Below are 15,597 nucleotides of genomic sequence, written 5' to 3'. Positions count from 1 at the left end.
GGGCATCGACCACCGATCGGGCCATCATTTCCCGCTGTGCGACGGTCGGTGCCCGCGAATCCGCCGCCCGATCGCCGTCCGTTTCACGTGAAACACAACCCGTCCAGCCCTCTTCTCATCCGCTCGCCACCTCAGGAACGCACACCAATACGTGTTCCCCGCCGTTGGTACGGTCGACCCGCGATGCGGGTGCAGACCCGGGCGGTTCTGGGCGCGGACGGAGTTCCCTTCACGGGAGAGGCATCAAGGGATGTGGCGTCGTCCACCCACGCGCACCGCTCAGCGGGGGTGCCCGCCGCGCGTGGAATGACCGCGGCTCGAATGACACGCGAGTCACGTGGGCGGTAGCCCCCGAGTCAGCGTCCCGGCGCACTCGCGCTCGACTCCCGCGCAAACGTCCCACACAGCCCCCACTCCCCTTCCGTTGCACACCGTTCAAAGCGAAGACCGGGGCCCGGCACAGCAGATCCGCTGCGAACGGCAATCGAGAGGAGGCATCACGGCACGTCTGCCACAGGAGGCGAGTCACACCATTGCCCACTCCTCCACGGGAAGGCCGATCACCCAGCCCGACTCACTCATCGAGGATCAATCCCAGACCCGCTTTCCCGGACTCGTTCCCTGGACGAATCACGAGACGCGGCATGAGCGCCTCTGCCGCAGCGGCCGAAGGTACCGAAGCCGACTCCTCCCGTGCGCGCCGCTCGCCGCGCCCTCTACACATCGACACACACCGTCGAACGCCAGGCCGACCCCGGTCACACCGCGTCTCGCGTCAGACGACAGACGAGACGCGGCCTGAGGAACCCTGTGGTGCAGCAGTCAAGAGTTCCAAATGCCCACTCCCCATAACGAGGCCTGTCGCCGGGCTCCACACACATCGGGACACATCATCGAGTTTCATTGCCTGCACCGGTGTGACCCCGCGCCTCTCCCCCAACGGCGTTGGAAACGGGGCATCAGGGCGCCCCTGGGTCGTTTCGCCGAGCGGGTGACCTTCATGCCTGTCGAAACCCCGCAAGCTACCTCCACTCCCACAGAATCTTGCAGGATCCAGCGCACACCGCGCCGACTCCTACCAAGGGCGCAGAACCCGGCGCACCGTCACCACCTCCCGCGCACCTACGCAAGAACGGTGCTCGTCAGCGCGACGACAGGCATCCGGGCCCTGTGGGGAGGCATCCCATAGACAGCATGTTTCACGTGAAACGCGCAGCAAGATTGATTCGCTTTGAGACGCCTTCTCCACTTCCGAATGCGGCAAGTCAAACGGTCAGAGGCGGTCAGTGGACGAGGTACGCAGCGCGCGACAACTCGTCCCCAGCGAATCGAACGACGTTTCACGTGAAACGGTGGTGTTTCCGATGCGACTAGGTCGACCATGATCCCCTCATCGCGCGTCGTGCTCGCTGGAGGTTCTGCGATCCGCAGCGCCACATCGCGCCCGTGACGACGGCAGCCCTCCCACTGCTGACTCACCAGCACGGCAGGCACCGGTGTCGAGCGGAACGGCACTGGACGAGGAGTGCACCGATGAGGTCCCAGGAGCACACCACCTTTGACCTCTAGGCCGGCCTGGGCCGCTCCCCACGCTCCCGTGCTCGATCCGCGGACGCCCACCGGTCCCCCCACACGTAGTCCGTGAAGAGTCGGAGACCGCCTATAGACACCTCTCCCCTCCCAGGTGGGCCGCCCAGGGCGTGACACTCCCCCCGACCACCTCGCTGAAGATGCTCCCGCGATGAATGGGCCTCTTCGCCCTACCAACGAGCCCAGCGATCCCGATAACCGTGCCAGACAGAGAGCCGTCACCGATTCACGTCATCGCGACGGGAGCAGGCGAGATACCTTCGTTGTCGATGCAGCTCGTGACCGCGAGTCCCGACCCCGCGCCTTCGAGTTGGTGAGAGGCGTTCTACCGCACCCCACCGAAGACCCGTCGTTGTTTCACGTGAAACATCGCGTGCCGGGGGCTGACACCATGCGTGAGCAAGAACGACCACGTCGGCTCAGTCGATCGAGAGGTAGCGCCTACGAAGGAGAACCGCCCAAACGGCGATGTTTCACGTGAAACGGCGACGCGCTCAGCGCACGTGAGCGCGAACGACCCGAGTCGTCTCGGGGAGTAGTCCCTCACCCAGAACCTCGACCCGAACGTCGGAGAGCTTGAACTTCGCGATCTGCTTCCGTGCCGCCTCGATCTCGTTGGCGGCGTTCATACCCTTCAGGAGGGTGAGTTCACCACCATCGCGCACCAGCGGAGCCGTCAGCGGAATCAAGGTACGCAGTGCGCTCACCGCACGAGCCGTGACGACGTCGAAGGCACCCTTCGCACGGACGTCCTCCGCACGCGCCCGGAGAATGGTGACGTTCGAGAGCCCGAGGTCGTTCACCTGCTCGGTCAACCAGTTGATCCGACGCTCCATCGGCTCCACCAGTGTCCAAGACACGTCGGGGCGGGCGATGGCGAGCACCAGACCGGGCAGTCCGGCACCAGACCCGATGTCCGCCACGGAGCCGTGGAACAGTGGTGCGGCGATCGCGCTGTTCAGGATGTGACGGGTCCACAAGCGGGGCAGTTCGAGCGGTCCGATCAGACCTCGCTCCTCCCCCTCACGGGCGAGTGAGTCGGTGAACCGCCGAGCGATCTCCAGGCGGTCTCCGAACAGGTCGGCAGCGACAGTCGGCTCCTGCTCGACGGTCTTCTCACCGGAATCGCTCGTCTCAGACACCCGCCAGTACTCGCCTTCCGTACGTCAGTGACGACGCAGGACCGTGTGGCGGTCCGCGCCCTCGCCGTACGACTCGGAGACGAGCCCTCGCTCGGCAGCGATGTCGTGGACCAGCTTACGCTCGTAGCTCGACATCGCCGGCAGGGAAGCCTGGGACGAGCCCTCATCGAGCTTGGCGGCCGCGGCCTCGACCAGCGTCACGAGCTGACGGCGCCGGGTGTCGCGGGATCCTCCGATGTCGAGGATGAGACGCGAGAACGAGCCGGTCTTGTTCTGCACGGCGAGACGCGTGAGCTCCTGCAGCGCCTGCACCGTGTCCGGAGCGGAGAGCAGCGCGAGGCCATCACCCTCGGCCTCGACCGAGACGTACGCACGTCCCTGACGGACATCGAGGTTCAGGTCTCCATCGATGTCAGCGATGTCGAGCAGCTCCTCGAGGTAGTCCGCCGCAACGTCCCCCTCGTTCTCGAGCTGAGCCACGGTGGGCTCCGTGTTCCCGGTCACGACCTCGCTCATGACGCGTTCCCCTTCTTCTTCGCGCGCTTCTTGCCGACCGGCTGCTGCCGCTTCGGGGCCTCCGCCTTCGCCTTCTCCGCCTGCTCCAGCAGACGCTGCTGCTCGGCTTCGTACACCGACATCGGCACCACCTTGCCAGAGGAGTCGATGGCCTTGCCCTTGCGCGCCAGGCGCTCTTCGCGCGCCTTGGCGGCCTCGGAGCCGGGAGTCGGCATCTCACGGATGACGAGGAACTGCTGACCCATGGTCCAGAGGTTCGAGATGAACCAGTACACGACGACGCCGAGCGGGAAGAAGACACCCGAGAAGATGAAGCCCAGCGGCAGAACGTAGAGCATGATCTTCTGCATCTGGTACGCCTGGCCGGTCTTGGCCTCCGGCGAGAGGTTCTTCGAGATGATCTGCAGCTGGGTGAAGAACTGCGACGCGATCATCAGGACGACCAGGGTGACGAGGATGACGATCGCCGTGACGTTCTGGGCCTCGATCGCATTGCCGAGGTTCTCGTGCAGCGAGGCGACGCCGAAGAGCTTGGCGTCGTAGAACTCCTGAGTGAGCTCCGGACTCAGCAGCCCGACACCGCCGATGCCCTGCGTCGCGTGCTTGCTGACGTCGCTCAGCACGCTGTAGAGCGAGAAGAAGATCGGCATCTGCACGAGCAGCGGCAGACAGCTCGACATCGGCGTCGTGCCGTGCTTCTTGTACAGCGCCATCGTCTCGCGGCTCATCGCCTCACGAGAGAGCTGGTCCTTCTTGCCGCGGTACTTCTCCTGAACTTTTCGCAGTTCAGGAGCGATTTCCATCATCTTGCGCTGGCTCTTGATCTGCTTCACGAACAGCGGGATGAGCGCTGCACGAACCACGATCACGAGGCCGACGATCGAGAGGACCCAGGTGATGCCCGAGGCCGCAGGAAGACCGACGGCGGTCAGCAGCCAATGCCAGGCGACGAGGATGAGCTCGACGACCCACTTCAGCGGCCACAGGATCGTGCCGAGCAGATCGAATCCGCCGGATGCCGGTTCCGGGCTGGGGGTGGCACTGGCGAACAGAAGGTCAAGACCCACCGATCAGTCCTTTCGGGAGGGGACGACGAAACCGTGTGCGGTCAGGTCGTAGCGGAAGTGTCGATGCGGTGTGACGTCGTCGACGCCTCCGCGAGACCAGGGATTGCAGCGGAGGATGCGCCACACCGAGAGCAGAGCCCCCCGCACGGCGCCGTGCTGCTGCACCGCACCTACAGCGTAGGCGGAACAGGAGGGGTAGTACGCACACACGTCCCCGTACATCGGCGAGACCACCTTGCGGTACCCCGCGAGGAAAGCCAGCACGGCGTTGCGCGGAAGGAGCGGGACGCTCCGGAGCACGTCCCGTCCGTGCAACTCTCCCGTGCCCACCGACGAAGCCGGCAACGCGGTCATGATGCGGCCTCGACCGGCGCGAGTCGTGCCAGGCAGCGATGCACATCACTGCGGAGCTCCGCATACGACGCCGTCGCCGACGCAGGAAGGGCACGGATGACGACATCCGTGCCCTGAGGAACACCCGGGAGCGCCTCCGCACAGACGGCTTTGAGTCGCCGACGGACGGTGTTGCGCACGACGGCCGTGCCCACCTGCTTGCTGATGATGAAACCGAACCGTGCCGCTCTGCTCTCGCCCGTCGACAACATCGAGGTGAGGACGCGGGCTCCGCCACAACGCGATCCGCGTCGAACGACCAGTCGGTAGTCGCTCCCGCGGGTCAAACGGAACGGGCGGGCGAGCACAGCTGCTTACGCGGAGAGCTCGGTACGGCCCTTCGCGCGGCGTGCCGAGAGGATGGCACGGCCGGCGCGGGTGCGCATGCGGGCACGGAAACCGTGCTTCTTGGCGCGACGACGGTTGTTGGGCTGGAAGGTGCGCTTGCTCATGAGATCACTCCGGGAATGCTGCCACCGGATTCACTTCGACCGGAGACATAGGGAACTGCCGTACAGGCATAAGTCAACCGATTAAGGGTACGTCTTGGCGGCGCACAGGGCAAATCTGCAGCCTGCACCGCTTGTCGTTCCACGCGTACCGCACAGCCATTATCCACAACCGGCACGCGTCCACCACATCCAACACGCCCGCGTGTTTTCAAGGGCAGGTTGCCGTTCGGAGCCGGTGTGACTACCGTGGCATCCGAAGTTATCCACAGGGGAACGGCATGTCGACCCCGACCCGATCCGTCGTCCGGAGCACCATGTCCTCACCAGCCCAGCCCGAAGTCCCGATCTGGACCACGGTGCAGGAGCTGCTGGAAGCCGACGACCGCGTCACCCCCCAGCTCCAGGGGTTCCTGAGTCTCGCGGTGCCGGCCGGCGTGATGTCGGCGACGCTGTACCTCGAGGTGCCGAACGACCTCACCGCCGCCCAGATCAACAAGCGCCTCCGGCTGCCCATCATGGAAGCCCTCGCGCACGTCGGCGAGGAGGTCACCTCGTACCGGGTCGTCGTGAACCATGAGCTGGCCGAGCAGCCCACCGCACCCATCGCCGTGGCGGACTTCGGTCGGCAGGAGCCGGCACGCGCCGAATCCCCGATGGAGCAGCCCACGGCTGTGCGTCACGAGTCGCGCCTCAACCCGAAGTACACCTTCGACAACTTCGTGATCGGCCAGTCCAACCGGTTCGCCCATGCCGCGGCCGTGGCCGTGGCCGAAGCGCCGGCGAAGGCGTACAACCCGCTCTTCATCTACGGCGACTCCGGATTGGGCAAGACCCATCTCCTCCACGCCATCGGCGACTACGCGCAGTCCCTCTACGCCGGGGTCAAGGTGCGGTACGTGTCGAGCGAGGAGTTCACGAACGACTTCATCAACTCGATCGCCAACAACCGCGGTGCCGCGTTCCAGGCCCGCTATCGCGACGTGGACATCCTCCTCATCGACGACATCCAGTTCCTCCAGGGTCGCGCGGAGACGCAGGAGGCGTTCTTCCACACTTTCAACACGCTGCACGACCACAACAAGCAGGTCGTGATCACCAGCGACGTCGCTCCGAAGCACCTGACCGGTTTCGAGGACCGCATGCGCAGCCGCTTCGAGTGGGGCCTCATCACCGATGTGCAGGCGCCCGATCTCGAGACCCGCATCGCCATCCTGCGCAAGAAGGCGCAGAGCGAGGCCCTCCACATCCCCGACGAGGTGCTCGAGTACATCGCCACGGTGGTGTCCTCGAACATCCGAGAGCTGGAGGGAGCACTCATCCGGGTGTCGGCGTTCGCGAGCCTGAACCGTTCGGCGCTCGACATCTCCCTCGCCCAGACCGTTCTGCGGGACATCATCGACACGGCCGAGGACAACATCATCTCGCCGACCGACATCATCACGGCCACCGCACAGTACTTCAAGCTCACCGTCGACGATCTCTACGGCTCCAGCCGTTCGCAGCAGATCGCCACCGCCCGGCAGATCGCCATGTACCTCTGTCGCGAACGGACCAGCCTCTCCCTCCCGAAGATCGGCCAGCTCTTCGGCAACCGCGACCACACCACGGTCATGTATGCCTATAAGAAGATCAGCGAGCTCATGAAGGAGCGTCGCTCCATCTACAACCAGGTGACCGAGATCACCACGCAGCTCGGCCGTCGCTGACGCCCTGCGCACACGAGAGGGACGCCGCATCCGATATCCGGACGGCGTCCCTCTCGGCGTTCCACGGCCATCGGCAGGGCCGGATAGATGCGTCTATGCACATGTGGATAACTTGTGGATGACCGTGGAACGCGCCGTCTCGAATGTGGGTCGATCGGGGAAACCTGTGGATAACCGCGGGACCGCGGAATGCTGACCACCGCCTGTCCACCCGCGGATTCCTCAGGGTCTCCACAAGTGACAGCCTTGTAGTTCCCTACTCGCGCCTGCTTTCCACCGAGTTATCCACAGTATCCACAGCTGTTAACACCGTTAAGGAGTTAAGTCATTCAGGGTGCGATCCGATCACCAGACGGTGGGGAGAACCGTCCGAGGCATGACAAGACCTCCGGCGTAGGGAAGCGCAGGACTGTGGGGCTAGCATGGGATTCCCTGCACTGGCAGGACCCGACGACGACCCGTCATGTTCGACGACAAGGGAGCACCCGTGAGGTTTCAGGTCAACCGCGATGTCTTCAGCGAGGCTGTGTCCTTCGTCGTCAAGCTCCTCCCCCAGCGCAATCCGCAGCCGATCCTCGCCGGAGTCCTGATCGAGGCCGACGGCTCCGGACTCACGCTCTCGGCCTTCGACTACGAGGCCTCCGCGCGGACGACCATCGAGGCGACGGTCGAGACCCCGGGCACGATCCTCGTCCACGGTCGTCTGCTCTCGGACATCGCGAGCCGCCTCCCGAACGCTCCCATCGAGATCGCCGTCGAGGATGACGGCGGGATCGCCGTCACCTGCGGCTCGGCGCGCTTCACCCTCGCCGCCATGCCGGTCGAGGAATACCCGTCGATCCCCGAGGTCTCCGGATCCTCCGGTGTCGTCCCGGCCGACGAGTTCGGCACCGCGATCGCACAGGTCGGCTTCGCCGCATCCCGCGACGACGTGACCCCCGTGCTGACGGGTGTCCAGCTCGAGGTCACCGGTCACACGCTCAGCCTCGTCGCCACCGACCGCTACCGGGTCTCGCTCCGCGACGTACCGTGGGACGGCGAGGCCGTCGAGGCCACCGCGCTCGTCCCCGCCCGTACTCTGGTCGAGGTCGGGAAGACCTTCGGTCACGCCGGCACGATCCAGATCGCCTTCTCGGGGGCAGGTGACCGCGAGATCATCGCCTTCACCGCCGGCAACAAGACCGTGACCTCGCTGCTCATCAAGGGCAACTTCCCCCCGGTCCGGCGCCTCTTCCCGGAGCAGACCGACCACTACGCCGTCGTCAACACCGCCGATCTCATCGAGGCCGTCCGCCGCGTGTCCCTCGTGCTCGATCGTGCCGCTCCGCTCCGCTTCACGTTCTCGACCGACAGCGTCACGATGGACGCGTCCGGCAGCGAGCACGCCCGCGCGTCCGAGTCGGTCGACGCGATCCTCTCCGGTGGCGACGAGGTGACGCTGGGGCTCAACCCGCAGTACCTCATCGAAGCGCTCGGCGCGGTCAAGAGCGAGTTCGTGCGGGTCACGTTCACCTCCAGCGACAACGCCAACAAGCTCAGCCCGGTCCTCATCACCAGCCAGACCTCGGTCGACCAGGCCGGCCTGGACTCGTTCAAGTACCTGCTGCAGCCCAACCTGCTCCTGCGCTGAGCGCGAGCTCTCGCCTCGAGGGAGTGTCCGACCCGGAAGGTAGGCTGGCTCCGTGATTGTGGAGCACCTCAGCCTGGTCGATTTCCGCAATTACGCGACCGCGGAACTCGCCCTGCACCGAGGGCCGAACGTCCTCGTCGGACGGAACGGTCAGGGCAAGACGAACCTCGCCGAGGCGGTGGTCTTCCTCGCCACGCTCGGGTCGCACCGCGTGTCCTCCGATGCGCCGATGGTGCGGGACGGCCAGGATTTCGCCGTCATCCGGGCGCGGCTCTCCCATGGGGAGCGGCGTGTGCTCGTCGAGGTGCAGCTCAATCGGCAGGGCTCGAACAAGGCCCGTATCAACGGCTCCCCGTCGAAGACCAACGAGCTCCCTCGTTACGCGCACGTCGTGCTGTTCGCGCCGGAAGACCTCCAGATCGTCCGGGGCGACCCGTCGGCCCGTCGCCGGTTCGCCGACCAGCTCCTCATCCAGCGCACCCCGCGTCTCGCCGCGGTACTGGCCGACTACGACCGCGTGCTCAAGCAGCGCAACGCCCTCCTTAAGTCGGCACGGGCGCGCGGCATCCGCGGTGAGGCCTTGAGTACCCTGGACGTCTGGGACGACAAGCTCGTGTCCCTCGGATCGGAGATCATCACCGCGCGGCAGCGGTTGGCCGCCGACCTGCAGCAGCCGGTGGCCGACGCCTACGCGGCGATCGCGGGCGCGGACCACCGGCCGCAACTGGACTGGGCGCTGTCCGTCGCCGGCGGCGATCCGGAGGACGACGACGATCGGGACGACACGGAGGGCTCCGCCCCCGTCGACGACGTGCGGGGAGACACCCGCCGCATCGCCGAGATGTTCCGCGCCTCCCTCGCCGCGAAGCGATCGAACGAGCTCGACCGCGGCCTCACCCTCACCGGACCCCACCGCGACGATCTCGTGCTGCGCGTCCGCGACCTCCCCGTGAAGGGCTATGCCTCGCATGGCGAGTCCTGGTCTGTCGCACTTGCTCTGCGTCTCGCCTCCGCGGAGCTCCTGCGCAGCGAGTCCCCCGCCGGCGACCCGGTGCTCATCCTCGACGACGTCTTCGCCGAGCTCGACGCGGATCGCCGCCAGCGGCTCGCCACCCTCACCGCGGGCTACGAGCAGGTGGTGGTCACCGCGGCGGTGGAGGAGGATATCCCCGACGTGCTCCATGCTCACGTGGTCCGCATCGCGGCGGGCACCATCACCGACGAACGCGACCGGTCGCAGGGAGAGGAGGGTGCGGAGCATGACTGATGTCGTCACCGAGAGTGCGGTTCCGGCGGAGGCGCCGGAGACCGTGGCCACCTACCTGCGCCTGCGCGGTCTGAAGCCCAGCGCGAAGAACTGGAAGCGGAAACGACGGATCTCCGTCGACGACGACAACGCGCCGTTCACCCCCGGGCGCGATCCGGGAAGCCTCGGCGCTGTCCTCGACACGCTCAGCCGCGAGTCAGGCTGGGAGACGACGCTCGCCCGAGAAGATCTCGTCCGCCAGTGGGCCGACCTCGCCGGGGCGGACACCGCGAAGCACTCGGAACCGGTGTCGCTCGAGCGCGGGCTGCTCACGGTCAAATGCGATTCCACGGCCTGGGCGAAGAACCTCCAGTTCATGCGCGCGACCATCCTCACCGAGATCGGTCGACGGTATCCGGAAGCGGGAGTGGAGAACCTCCGCTTCATCGGACCGGACGTCCCCTCGTGGAAATGGGGTCCCAGAGCCGTTCCAGGGCGGGGCCCGCGCGATACCTACGGGTAGGGCACCATGCGAGGGGTCCGAAACGCTCAGAGGGCCACACGCGGCCGTTGAGCGGCATTTCGACTCGAAACCCCGCTAGAATGGGAGTTCGAGATATCGATCTGGAGAATGCCCTCTGATGACGCCTGAATCCCCTGCTGACGAGACGGAACCGAACAACGACGCTTCGTCGGGCTCACAGGCCGGAGGATCGGCGGCACCCGCACCGAAGAAGCAGCAGCCCGGTGAGTACGGCGCCGACTCGATCCAGATCCTCGAGGGCCTCGAGGCCGTCCGCAAACGCCCCGGCATGTACATCGGATCGACCGGTCCGCGTGGACTGCACCACCTCGTCTACGAGATCGTCGACAACTCGGTGGACGAGGCGCTGGCCGGCTACGCCGACACGATCTTCGTCACCCTCCTCGCTGACGGCGGGGTGCGTGTCGTCGACAACGGTCGTGGCATCCCCGTCGACCCGCACTCGTCCGACCCGTCGAAGTCCACCGTCGAGGTCGTGCTCACGATCCTGCACGCGGGCGGGAAGTTCGGCGGCGGCGCGTATGCCGTCTCCGGCGGTCTGCACGGCGTCGGCTCCTCGGTCGTGAACGCCCTGTCGACCCGTTTCGACGTGGAGGTCAAGCAGAAGGGCTTCGTCTGGCGCCACAGCTTCGCAGACGGCGGCGTCCCGCAGCAGAAGCTCGAGAAGGGCGAGGCCACCGACGAGACCGGCACGAGCATCACGTTCTGGCCGGACGCGGAGATCTTCCAGGAGACCGTCGAGTTCGACTACGACACGCTCCGCACCCGGTTCCAGCAGATGGCGTTCCTCAACAAGGGACTGCGCATCGAGCTGTCCGACGAGCGTCCGGACTCCGCGTACGAGACCGAGGAGGACGGCCAGGCGGTCACGAAGCAGCCGAGCGACGTCTTCTTCTACGAGCGTGGCCTCGTCGACTACGTCGAGTACCTGAACAAGGTGCGTCACGCCGAGGTCGTCAACGAGGAGATCATCGCCTTCGAGTCGGAGGACACGGCGCGCAAGATCTCCCTCGAGGTCGCGATGCAGTGGACCACGTCCTACACCGAGAACGTGTTCACCTACGCGAACACGATCAACACGCACGAGGGCGGCACGCACGAGGAGGGCTTCCGGGCGGCGCTGACCACGCTCGTCAACCGCTACGCCCGTGCGAACAACCTCCTCAAGGAGAAGGACGACAACCTCTCCGGCGACGACGTGCGCGAGGGACTGACCGCCGTCATCTCGATCAAGCTCGGCGAGCCCCAGTTCGAGGGGCAGACCAAGACGAAGCTCGGCAACACCGAGGCGAAGGCGTTCGTGCAGAAGGTGGTCGGCGACCAGCTCGGCGACTGGTTCGACCGCAACCCGAACCAGGCGAAGAACGTCATCCGCAAGGCGATCGACGCCGCGACCGCGCGGCTCGCCGCCCGCAAGGCGCGCGAGACGGCCCGTCGCAAGAGCGTCTTCGAGTCCGCGGCCATGCCCGACAAGCTCAAGGACTGCACGAGCAAGGACCCGTCGATCAGTGAGATCTTCCTCGTGGAGGGAGACTCGGCCGGCGGTTCGGCGGTGCAGGGTCGCGACCCGCACACGCAGGCGATCCTCGCGCTGCGCGGCAAGATCCTCAACGTCGAGCGCGCGCGTCTCGACAAGGCGCTCGGCAACAAGGAAGTCCAGGCGATGATCCAGGCCTTCGGCACGGGCATCGGCGAGGAGTTCGACATCGAGAAGGCGCGGTACCACAAGATCGTGCTGATGGCCGATGCCGATGTCGACGGCCAGCACATCACCACCCTGCTGCTCACGCTGCTGTTCCGCTACATGCGCGGACTCATCGAGGCCGGCTTCGTGTACCTCGCGATGCCCCCGCTCTACCGCCTGAAGTGGTCGAACGCGGCGCACGAGTACGTGTTCAGCGACGCCGAGCGTGACGCGCTGCTGGCCTACGGCCTGGAGAACGGCAAGCGCATCCCGAAGGACGCGGGCATCCAGCGCTACAAGGGTCTCGGCGAGATGAACGCCAAGGAGCTGTGGGAGACCACGATGGACCACACCACCCGGACGCTCCGCCAGGTGACCATCGAGGACGCCGCCGCGGCGGACGAGATCTTCAGCGTGCTGATGGGCGAGGACGTGGAGTCGCGTCGGAGCTTCATCCAGCGCAACGCCAAGGACGTCCGGTTCCTCGACATCTGATCACCGCGGGGTCCTCGAGCGTGTGCCAGGGGACCCGACGCCTCGACAAGCTCAGCCAACCAGGAAAGACACATGACTGACGAAGAACGCCCCGACATCACCGAGGGCCACGAGCACGGCAAGATCGACCAGGTCGATCTCCAGTCGGAGATGCAGCGCAGCTATCTCGACTACGCCATGGCGGTCATCGTCGGCCGTGCGCTCCCCGACGTCCGCGACGGTCTCAAGCCCGTGCACCGCCGGGTCATCTACGGCATGTACGACGGCGGGTTCCGCCCGGACAAGTCGTTCTCCAAGTGCGCCCGCGTCGTCGGCGAGGTCATGGGTCAGTACCACCCGCACGGCGACTCGGCGATCTACGACGCCCTCGTCCGCCTCGTGCAGCCGTGGTCGCTGCGCTACCCGCTCGCTCTCGGTCAGGGGAACTTCGGCTCGCCCGGCAACATGGGAGCGGCGGCGCCTCGGTACACCGAGACGAAGATGGCTCCTCTCGCGCTGGAGATGGTGCGCGACATCGAAGAGGACACGGTCGACTTCGCCGACAACTACGACGGCCAGACCCAGGAGCCGACGGTCCTGCCGTCCCGCTTCCCGAACCTGCTCGTCAACGGCTCGGTCGGCATCGCGGTCGGCATGGCGACCAACATCCCTCCGCACAACCTGCGCGAGGTCTCCGACGCCGCGCTGTGGGCGCTGGACAACCCGGACCTCCCCCGCGAGCAGCTTCTCGACGGGCTCATCCAGCGCATCCCCGGACCGGACTTCCCGACCGGTGCGCAGATCCTGGGCACCAAGGGCGTTCATGAGGCGTACCGGACGGGTCGCGGCTCGATCACGATGCGCGCCGTCGTCAACGTCGAGGAGATCCAGGGGCGGACCTGCCTGGTCATCACCGAGCTGCCCTACCAGGTGAACCCCGACAACGTCGCCGTCAAGATCGGCGATCTCGCGCGCGACGGCAAGATCACCGGCATCGCCGACATCCGTGACGAGTCGTCGGACCGCACGGGTCAGCGCCTCGTCGTCGTGCTCAAGCGCGACGCGGTCGCCAAGGTCGTGCTGAACAACCTGTACAAGCACACGCAGCTGCAGGAGAACTTCGGCGCGAACATGCTCGCGATCGTCGACGGCGTCCCTCGGACGCTCGCGATCGACGGCTTCATCTCGAACTGGATCGCCCACCAGATCGACGTGATCGTGCGACGGACGCAGTTCCGGCTGAACGAGGCCGAGAAGCGCATGCACATCCTGCGCGGCTATCTGAAGGCGCTCGACGCGCTCGACGAGGTCATCGCGCTCATCCGCCGGTCGCAGACGACCCAGGATGCGAACGAGGGTCTGCAGAAGCTCCTTGACATCGACGAGATCCAGGCCGATGCGATCCTGCAGATGCAGCTCCGTCGTCTCGCCGCACTGGAGCGCCAGAAGATCATCGACCAGGCGAACGAGCTCGAGGCGCTCATCGCGGACTACAAGGCGATCCTCGCCGACGAGGGCCGGCAGCGGACCATCATCCGCGAGGAGCTCACTGCCATCGTCGACAAGTTCGGCGACGAGCGGCGCACGCACATCCTGCACGGCTTCGACGGCGATGTGTCGATGGAAGACCTCATCGCCGAAGAGGAGATGGTCGTCACCGTCACCCGCGAGGGGTACATCAAGCGCACGCGCAGCGACAACTACCGTTCGCAGCACCGCGGCGGCAAGGGTGTCAAGGGCGCCCAGCTGCGCGCCGACGACATCGTCGAGCACTTCTTCGTCACCACGACCCATCACTGGCTGCTGTTCTTCACCGACAAGGGCCGCGTCTACCGTGCGAAGACGTACGAGGTCCCCGAGGCCGGGCGCGACGCGAAGGGCACGCACGTCGCGAACCTCCTCGCGCTGCAGCCCGACGAGAGCATCGCGCAGGTCCTCGACATCCGCGACTATGCCGTGGCCGACTACCTCGTCCTCGCCACCCGCGAGGGCCTGGTCAAGAAGACCCGTCTGGACAACTACGACACCAACCGCCAGGGCGGCGTGATCGCGATCCGGCTGAACGACGAGGACGAGCTGGTCAGCGCCCTCCTCGTCAACGCCGAGGACGACATCCTCCTCATCAGCCGCAAGGGGATGTCGGTGCGTTTCCAGGCGACCGACGAGGCGCTGCGCCCGATGGGTCGCGCCACCGCCGGTGTGAAGGGCATGAAGTTCCGCGAGGGCGACAGCCTGCTGTCCGCCTCGGTCGCCGCACCCGGCAAGTACGTGTTCGTCGTCACCGACGGGGGCTACGCCAAGCGCACCGCCGTCGAGGAATACCGCGTCCAGGGACGTGGCGGATACGGCATCAAGGTCGCCAAGTTGAACGACGATCGGGGCACTCTCGCGGGCGGTCTGATCGTGTCCGAGGACGACGAGGTCTTGGTGGTTCTGTCCAGCGGCAAGGTGGTACGCTCTGCCGTGGCCGAGGTCCCCGCCAAGGGTCGCGACACCATGGGAGTGGTGTTCGCCCGCACGACGGAGGCCGACCGCATCCTCGCCATCGCCCGGAACGGCGAGCGTGGTCTCACCGAAGAGGAGACCGAGCCGGATGCCGATGCCGAGGCCCCCCAGACGACTGAGACACCCGAGGATACAGACGCATGAGCACAGTGGCCGACAAGCTGGCGAAGAAGTCGACACGGAAGACCGGCGGTAAGCAGGTTCGTCTGCGGCTCGTCTACGTCGACTTCTGGTCCGCCGTGAAGCTCTCCTTCCTCGGAGCGGTCGCGCTGGCCGTCGTCACGATGGTGTCGTTCTTCCTGATCTTCCTCGTGCTGCAGGCCACCGGCATCATGTCCACCGCCGACGAGTTCGTGCGCAGCTTCACCGATGGCGCCATCCCGCTGTCCGAGCTGGTGGGTCTGCCGCAGGTCATGGCGTTCGCGGCCGTCGTCGCGATCCTCAACCTCATCGTGTTCACGGTGCTCGGTGCGGTCGTCGCGGGCATCTACAACCTGGCCGTCAAGGTCACGGGCGGGCTGCTCGTCGGCTTCATGTCGAACTGAGCCTCCGACGCCCCGTCTTTCCGCCGAAACCCCGGCCTGCGCACCGATGCAGGCCGGGGTTTCGGCGATAGAGCGGGGTTTCGACGGGTGAGGGTAGGGAAAA

13 protein-coding genes are annotated in these 15,597 nt (G+C 66.2%); 7 read left to right on the top strand and 6 right to left on the bottom strand.

Going from position 1 to position 15,597, the window contains the following annotated elements:
* Positions 1 to 2,084 precede the first annotated feature (2,084 nt).
* The 6 genes from rsmG to rpmH are packed head-to-tail and all read right to left on the bottom strand — an operon-like array spanning position 2,085 to position 5,160.
* Complete coding sequence (rsmG, locus tag ACIQID_RS10640) at positions 2,085 to 2,732, bottom strand: 16S rRNA (guanine(527)-N(7))-methyltransferase RsmG (RefSeq protein ID WP_400284647.1); 648 nt, start codon at positions 2,730 to 2,732, stop codon at positions 2,085 to 2,087.
* A gap of 24 nt (positions 2,733 to 2,756) precedes the next feature.
* Positions 2,757 to 3,248 (bottom strand): R3H domain-containing nucleic acid-binding protein, encoded by a 492-nt coding sequence (locus ACIQID_RS10635; RefSeq protein ID WP_312674422.1) that lies wholly within the window; start codon positions 3,246 to 3,248, stop codon positions 2,757 to 2,759.
* Entirely contained in the window at positions 3,245 to 4,315 is a 1,071-nt protein-coding gene (gene yidC, locus ACIQID_RS10630) for a membrane protein insertase YidC (RefSeq protein WP_136051224.1), read from the bottom strand. Before yidC ends, ACIQID_RS10635 begins: the two co-directional genes overlap by 4 nt.
* 3 nt (positions 4,316 to 4,318) lie before the next feature.
* Entirely contained in the window at positions 4,319 to 4,669 is a 351-nt protein-coding gene (yidD, locus tag ACIQID_RS10625; RefSeq protein WP_312674421.1) for a membrane protein insertion efficiency factor YidD, read from the bottom strand.
* Complete coding sequence (rnpA, locus tag ACIQID_RS10620) at positions 4,666 to 5,016, bottom strand: ribonuclease P protein component (protein ID WP_331201535.1); 351 nt, start codon at positions 5,014 to 5,016, stop codon at positions 4,666 to 4,668. Before rnpA ends, yidD begins: the two co-directional genes overlap by 4 nt.
* A gap of 6 nt (positions 5,017 to 5,022) precedes the next feature.
* Positions 5,023 to 5,160, bottom strand: a complete 138-nt coding sequence (rpmH, locus tag ACIQID_RS10615; protein ID WP_022879826.1) for a 50S ribosomal protein L34 — start codon at positions 5,158 to 5,160, stop codon at positions 5,023 to 5,025.
* Between the two features lie 278 nt (positions 5,161 to 5,438).
* Between rpmH and dnaA the strand changes: the two genes are divergently transcribed.
* The 7 genes from dnaA to ACIQID_RS10580 all read left to right on the top strand — a co-directional run bounded on the left by dnaA (position 5,439) and on the right by ACIQID_RS10580 (position 15,494).
* Positions 5,439 to 6,866, top strand: a complete 1,428-nt coding sequence (gene dnaA / locus ACIQID_RS10610) for a chromosomal replication initiator protein DnaA (protein WP_400284639.1) — start codon at positions 5,439 to 5,441, stop codon at positions 6,864 to 6,866.
* A gap of 487 nt (positions 6,867 to 7,353) precedes the next feature.
* Entirely contained in the window at positions 7,354 to 8,496 is a 1,143-nt protein-coding gene (gene dnaN, locus ACIQID_RS10605) for a DNA polymerase III subunit beta (RefSeq protein WP_025102872.1), read from the top strand.
* A 52-nt stretch (positions 8,497 to 8,548) separates the two neighbouring features.
* Positions 8,549 to 9,763 carry a DNA replication/repair protein RecF gene (recF, locus tag ACIQID_RS10600; RefSeq protein WP_400284635.1) on the top strand — a complete coding sequence of 405 codons (1,215 nt, stop codon included), beginning with the start codon at positions 8,549 to 8,551 and terminating at the stop codon, positions 9,761 to 9,763.
* On the top strand, positions 9,756 to 10,265 hold the full coding sequence (locus tag ACIQID_RS10595) for a DciA family protein (RefSeq protein ID WP_312674412.1): 510 nt from the start codon (positions 9,756 to 9,758) through the stop codon (positions 10,263 to 10,265). The genes recF and ACIQID_RS10595 overlap by 8 nt, the downstream gene beginning before the upstream one ends.
* 118 nt (positions 10,266 to 10,383) lie before the next feature.
* The gene (gene gyrB / locus ACIQID_RS10590) at positions 10,384 to 12,465 is read left to right on the top strand and encodes a DNA topoisomerase (ATP-hydrolyzing) subunit B (protein ID WP_312674410.1); all 2,082 of its coding nucleotides are present in this window, start codon (positions 10,384 to 10,386) and stop codon (positions 12,463 to 12,465) included.
* Between the two features lie 72 nt (positions 12,466 to 12,537).
* On the top strand, positions 12,538 to 15,093 hold the full coding sequence (gene gyrA, locus ACIQID_RS10585) for a DNA gyrase subunit A (RefSeq protein ID WP_400284630.1): 2,556 nt from the start codon (positions 12,538 to 12,540) through the stop codon (positions 15,091 to 15,093).
* Positions 15,090 to 15,494 (top strand): DUF3566 domain-containing protein, encoded by a 405-nt coding sequence (locus ACIQID_RS10580; protein ID WP_025102877.1) that lies wholly within the window; start codon positions 15,090 to 15,092, stop codon positions 15,492 to 15,494. The genes gyrA and ACIQID_RS10580 overlap by 4 nt, the downstream gene beginning before the upstream one ends.
* The last annotated feature ends 103 nt before the right edge of the window (positions 15,495 to 15,597 follow it).

The sequence above is a fragment of the Microbacterium sp. NPDC091676 genome (assembly GCF_044756645.1).
Taxonomy (GTDB): domain Bacteria; phylum Actinomycetota; class Actinomycetes; order Actinomycetales; family Microbacteriaceae; genus Microbacterium; species Microbacterium paraoxydans_D.
This window is presented reverse-complemented; position numbering and strand designations above follow the sequence as displayed.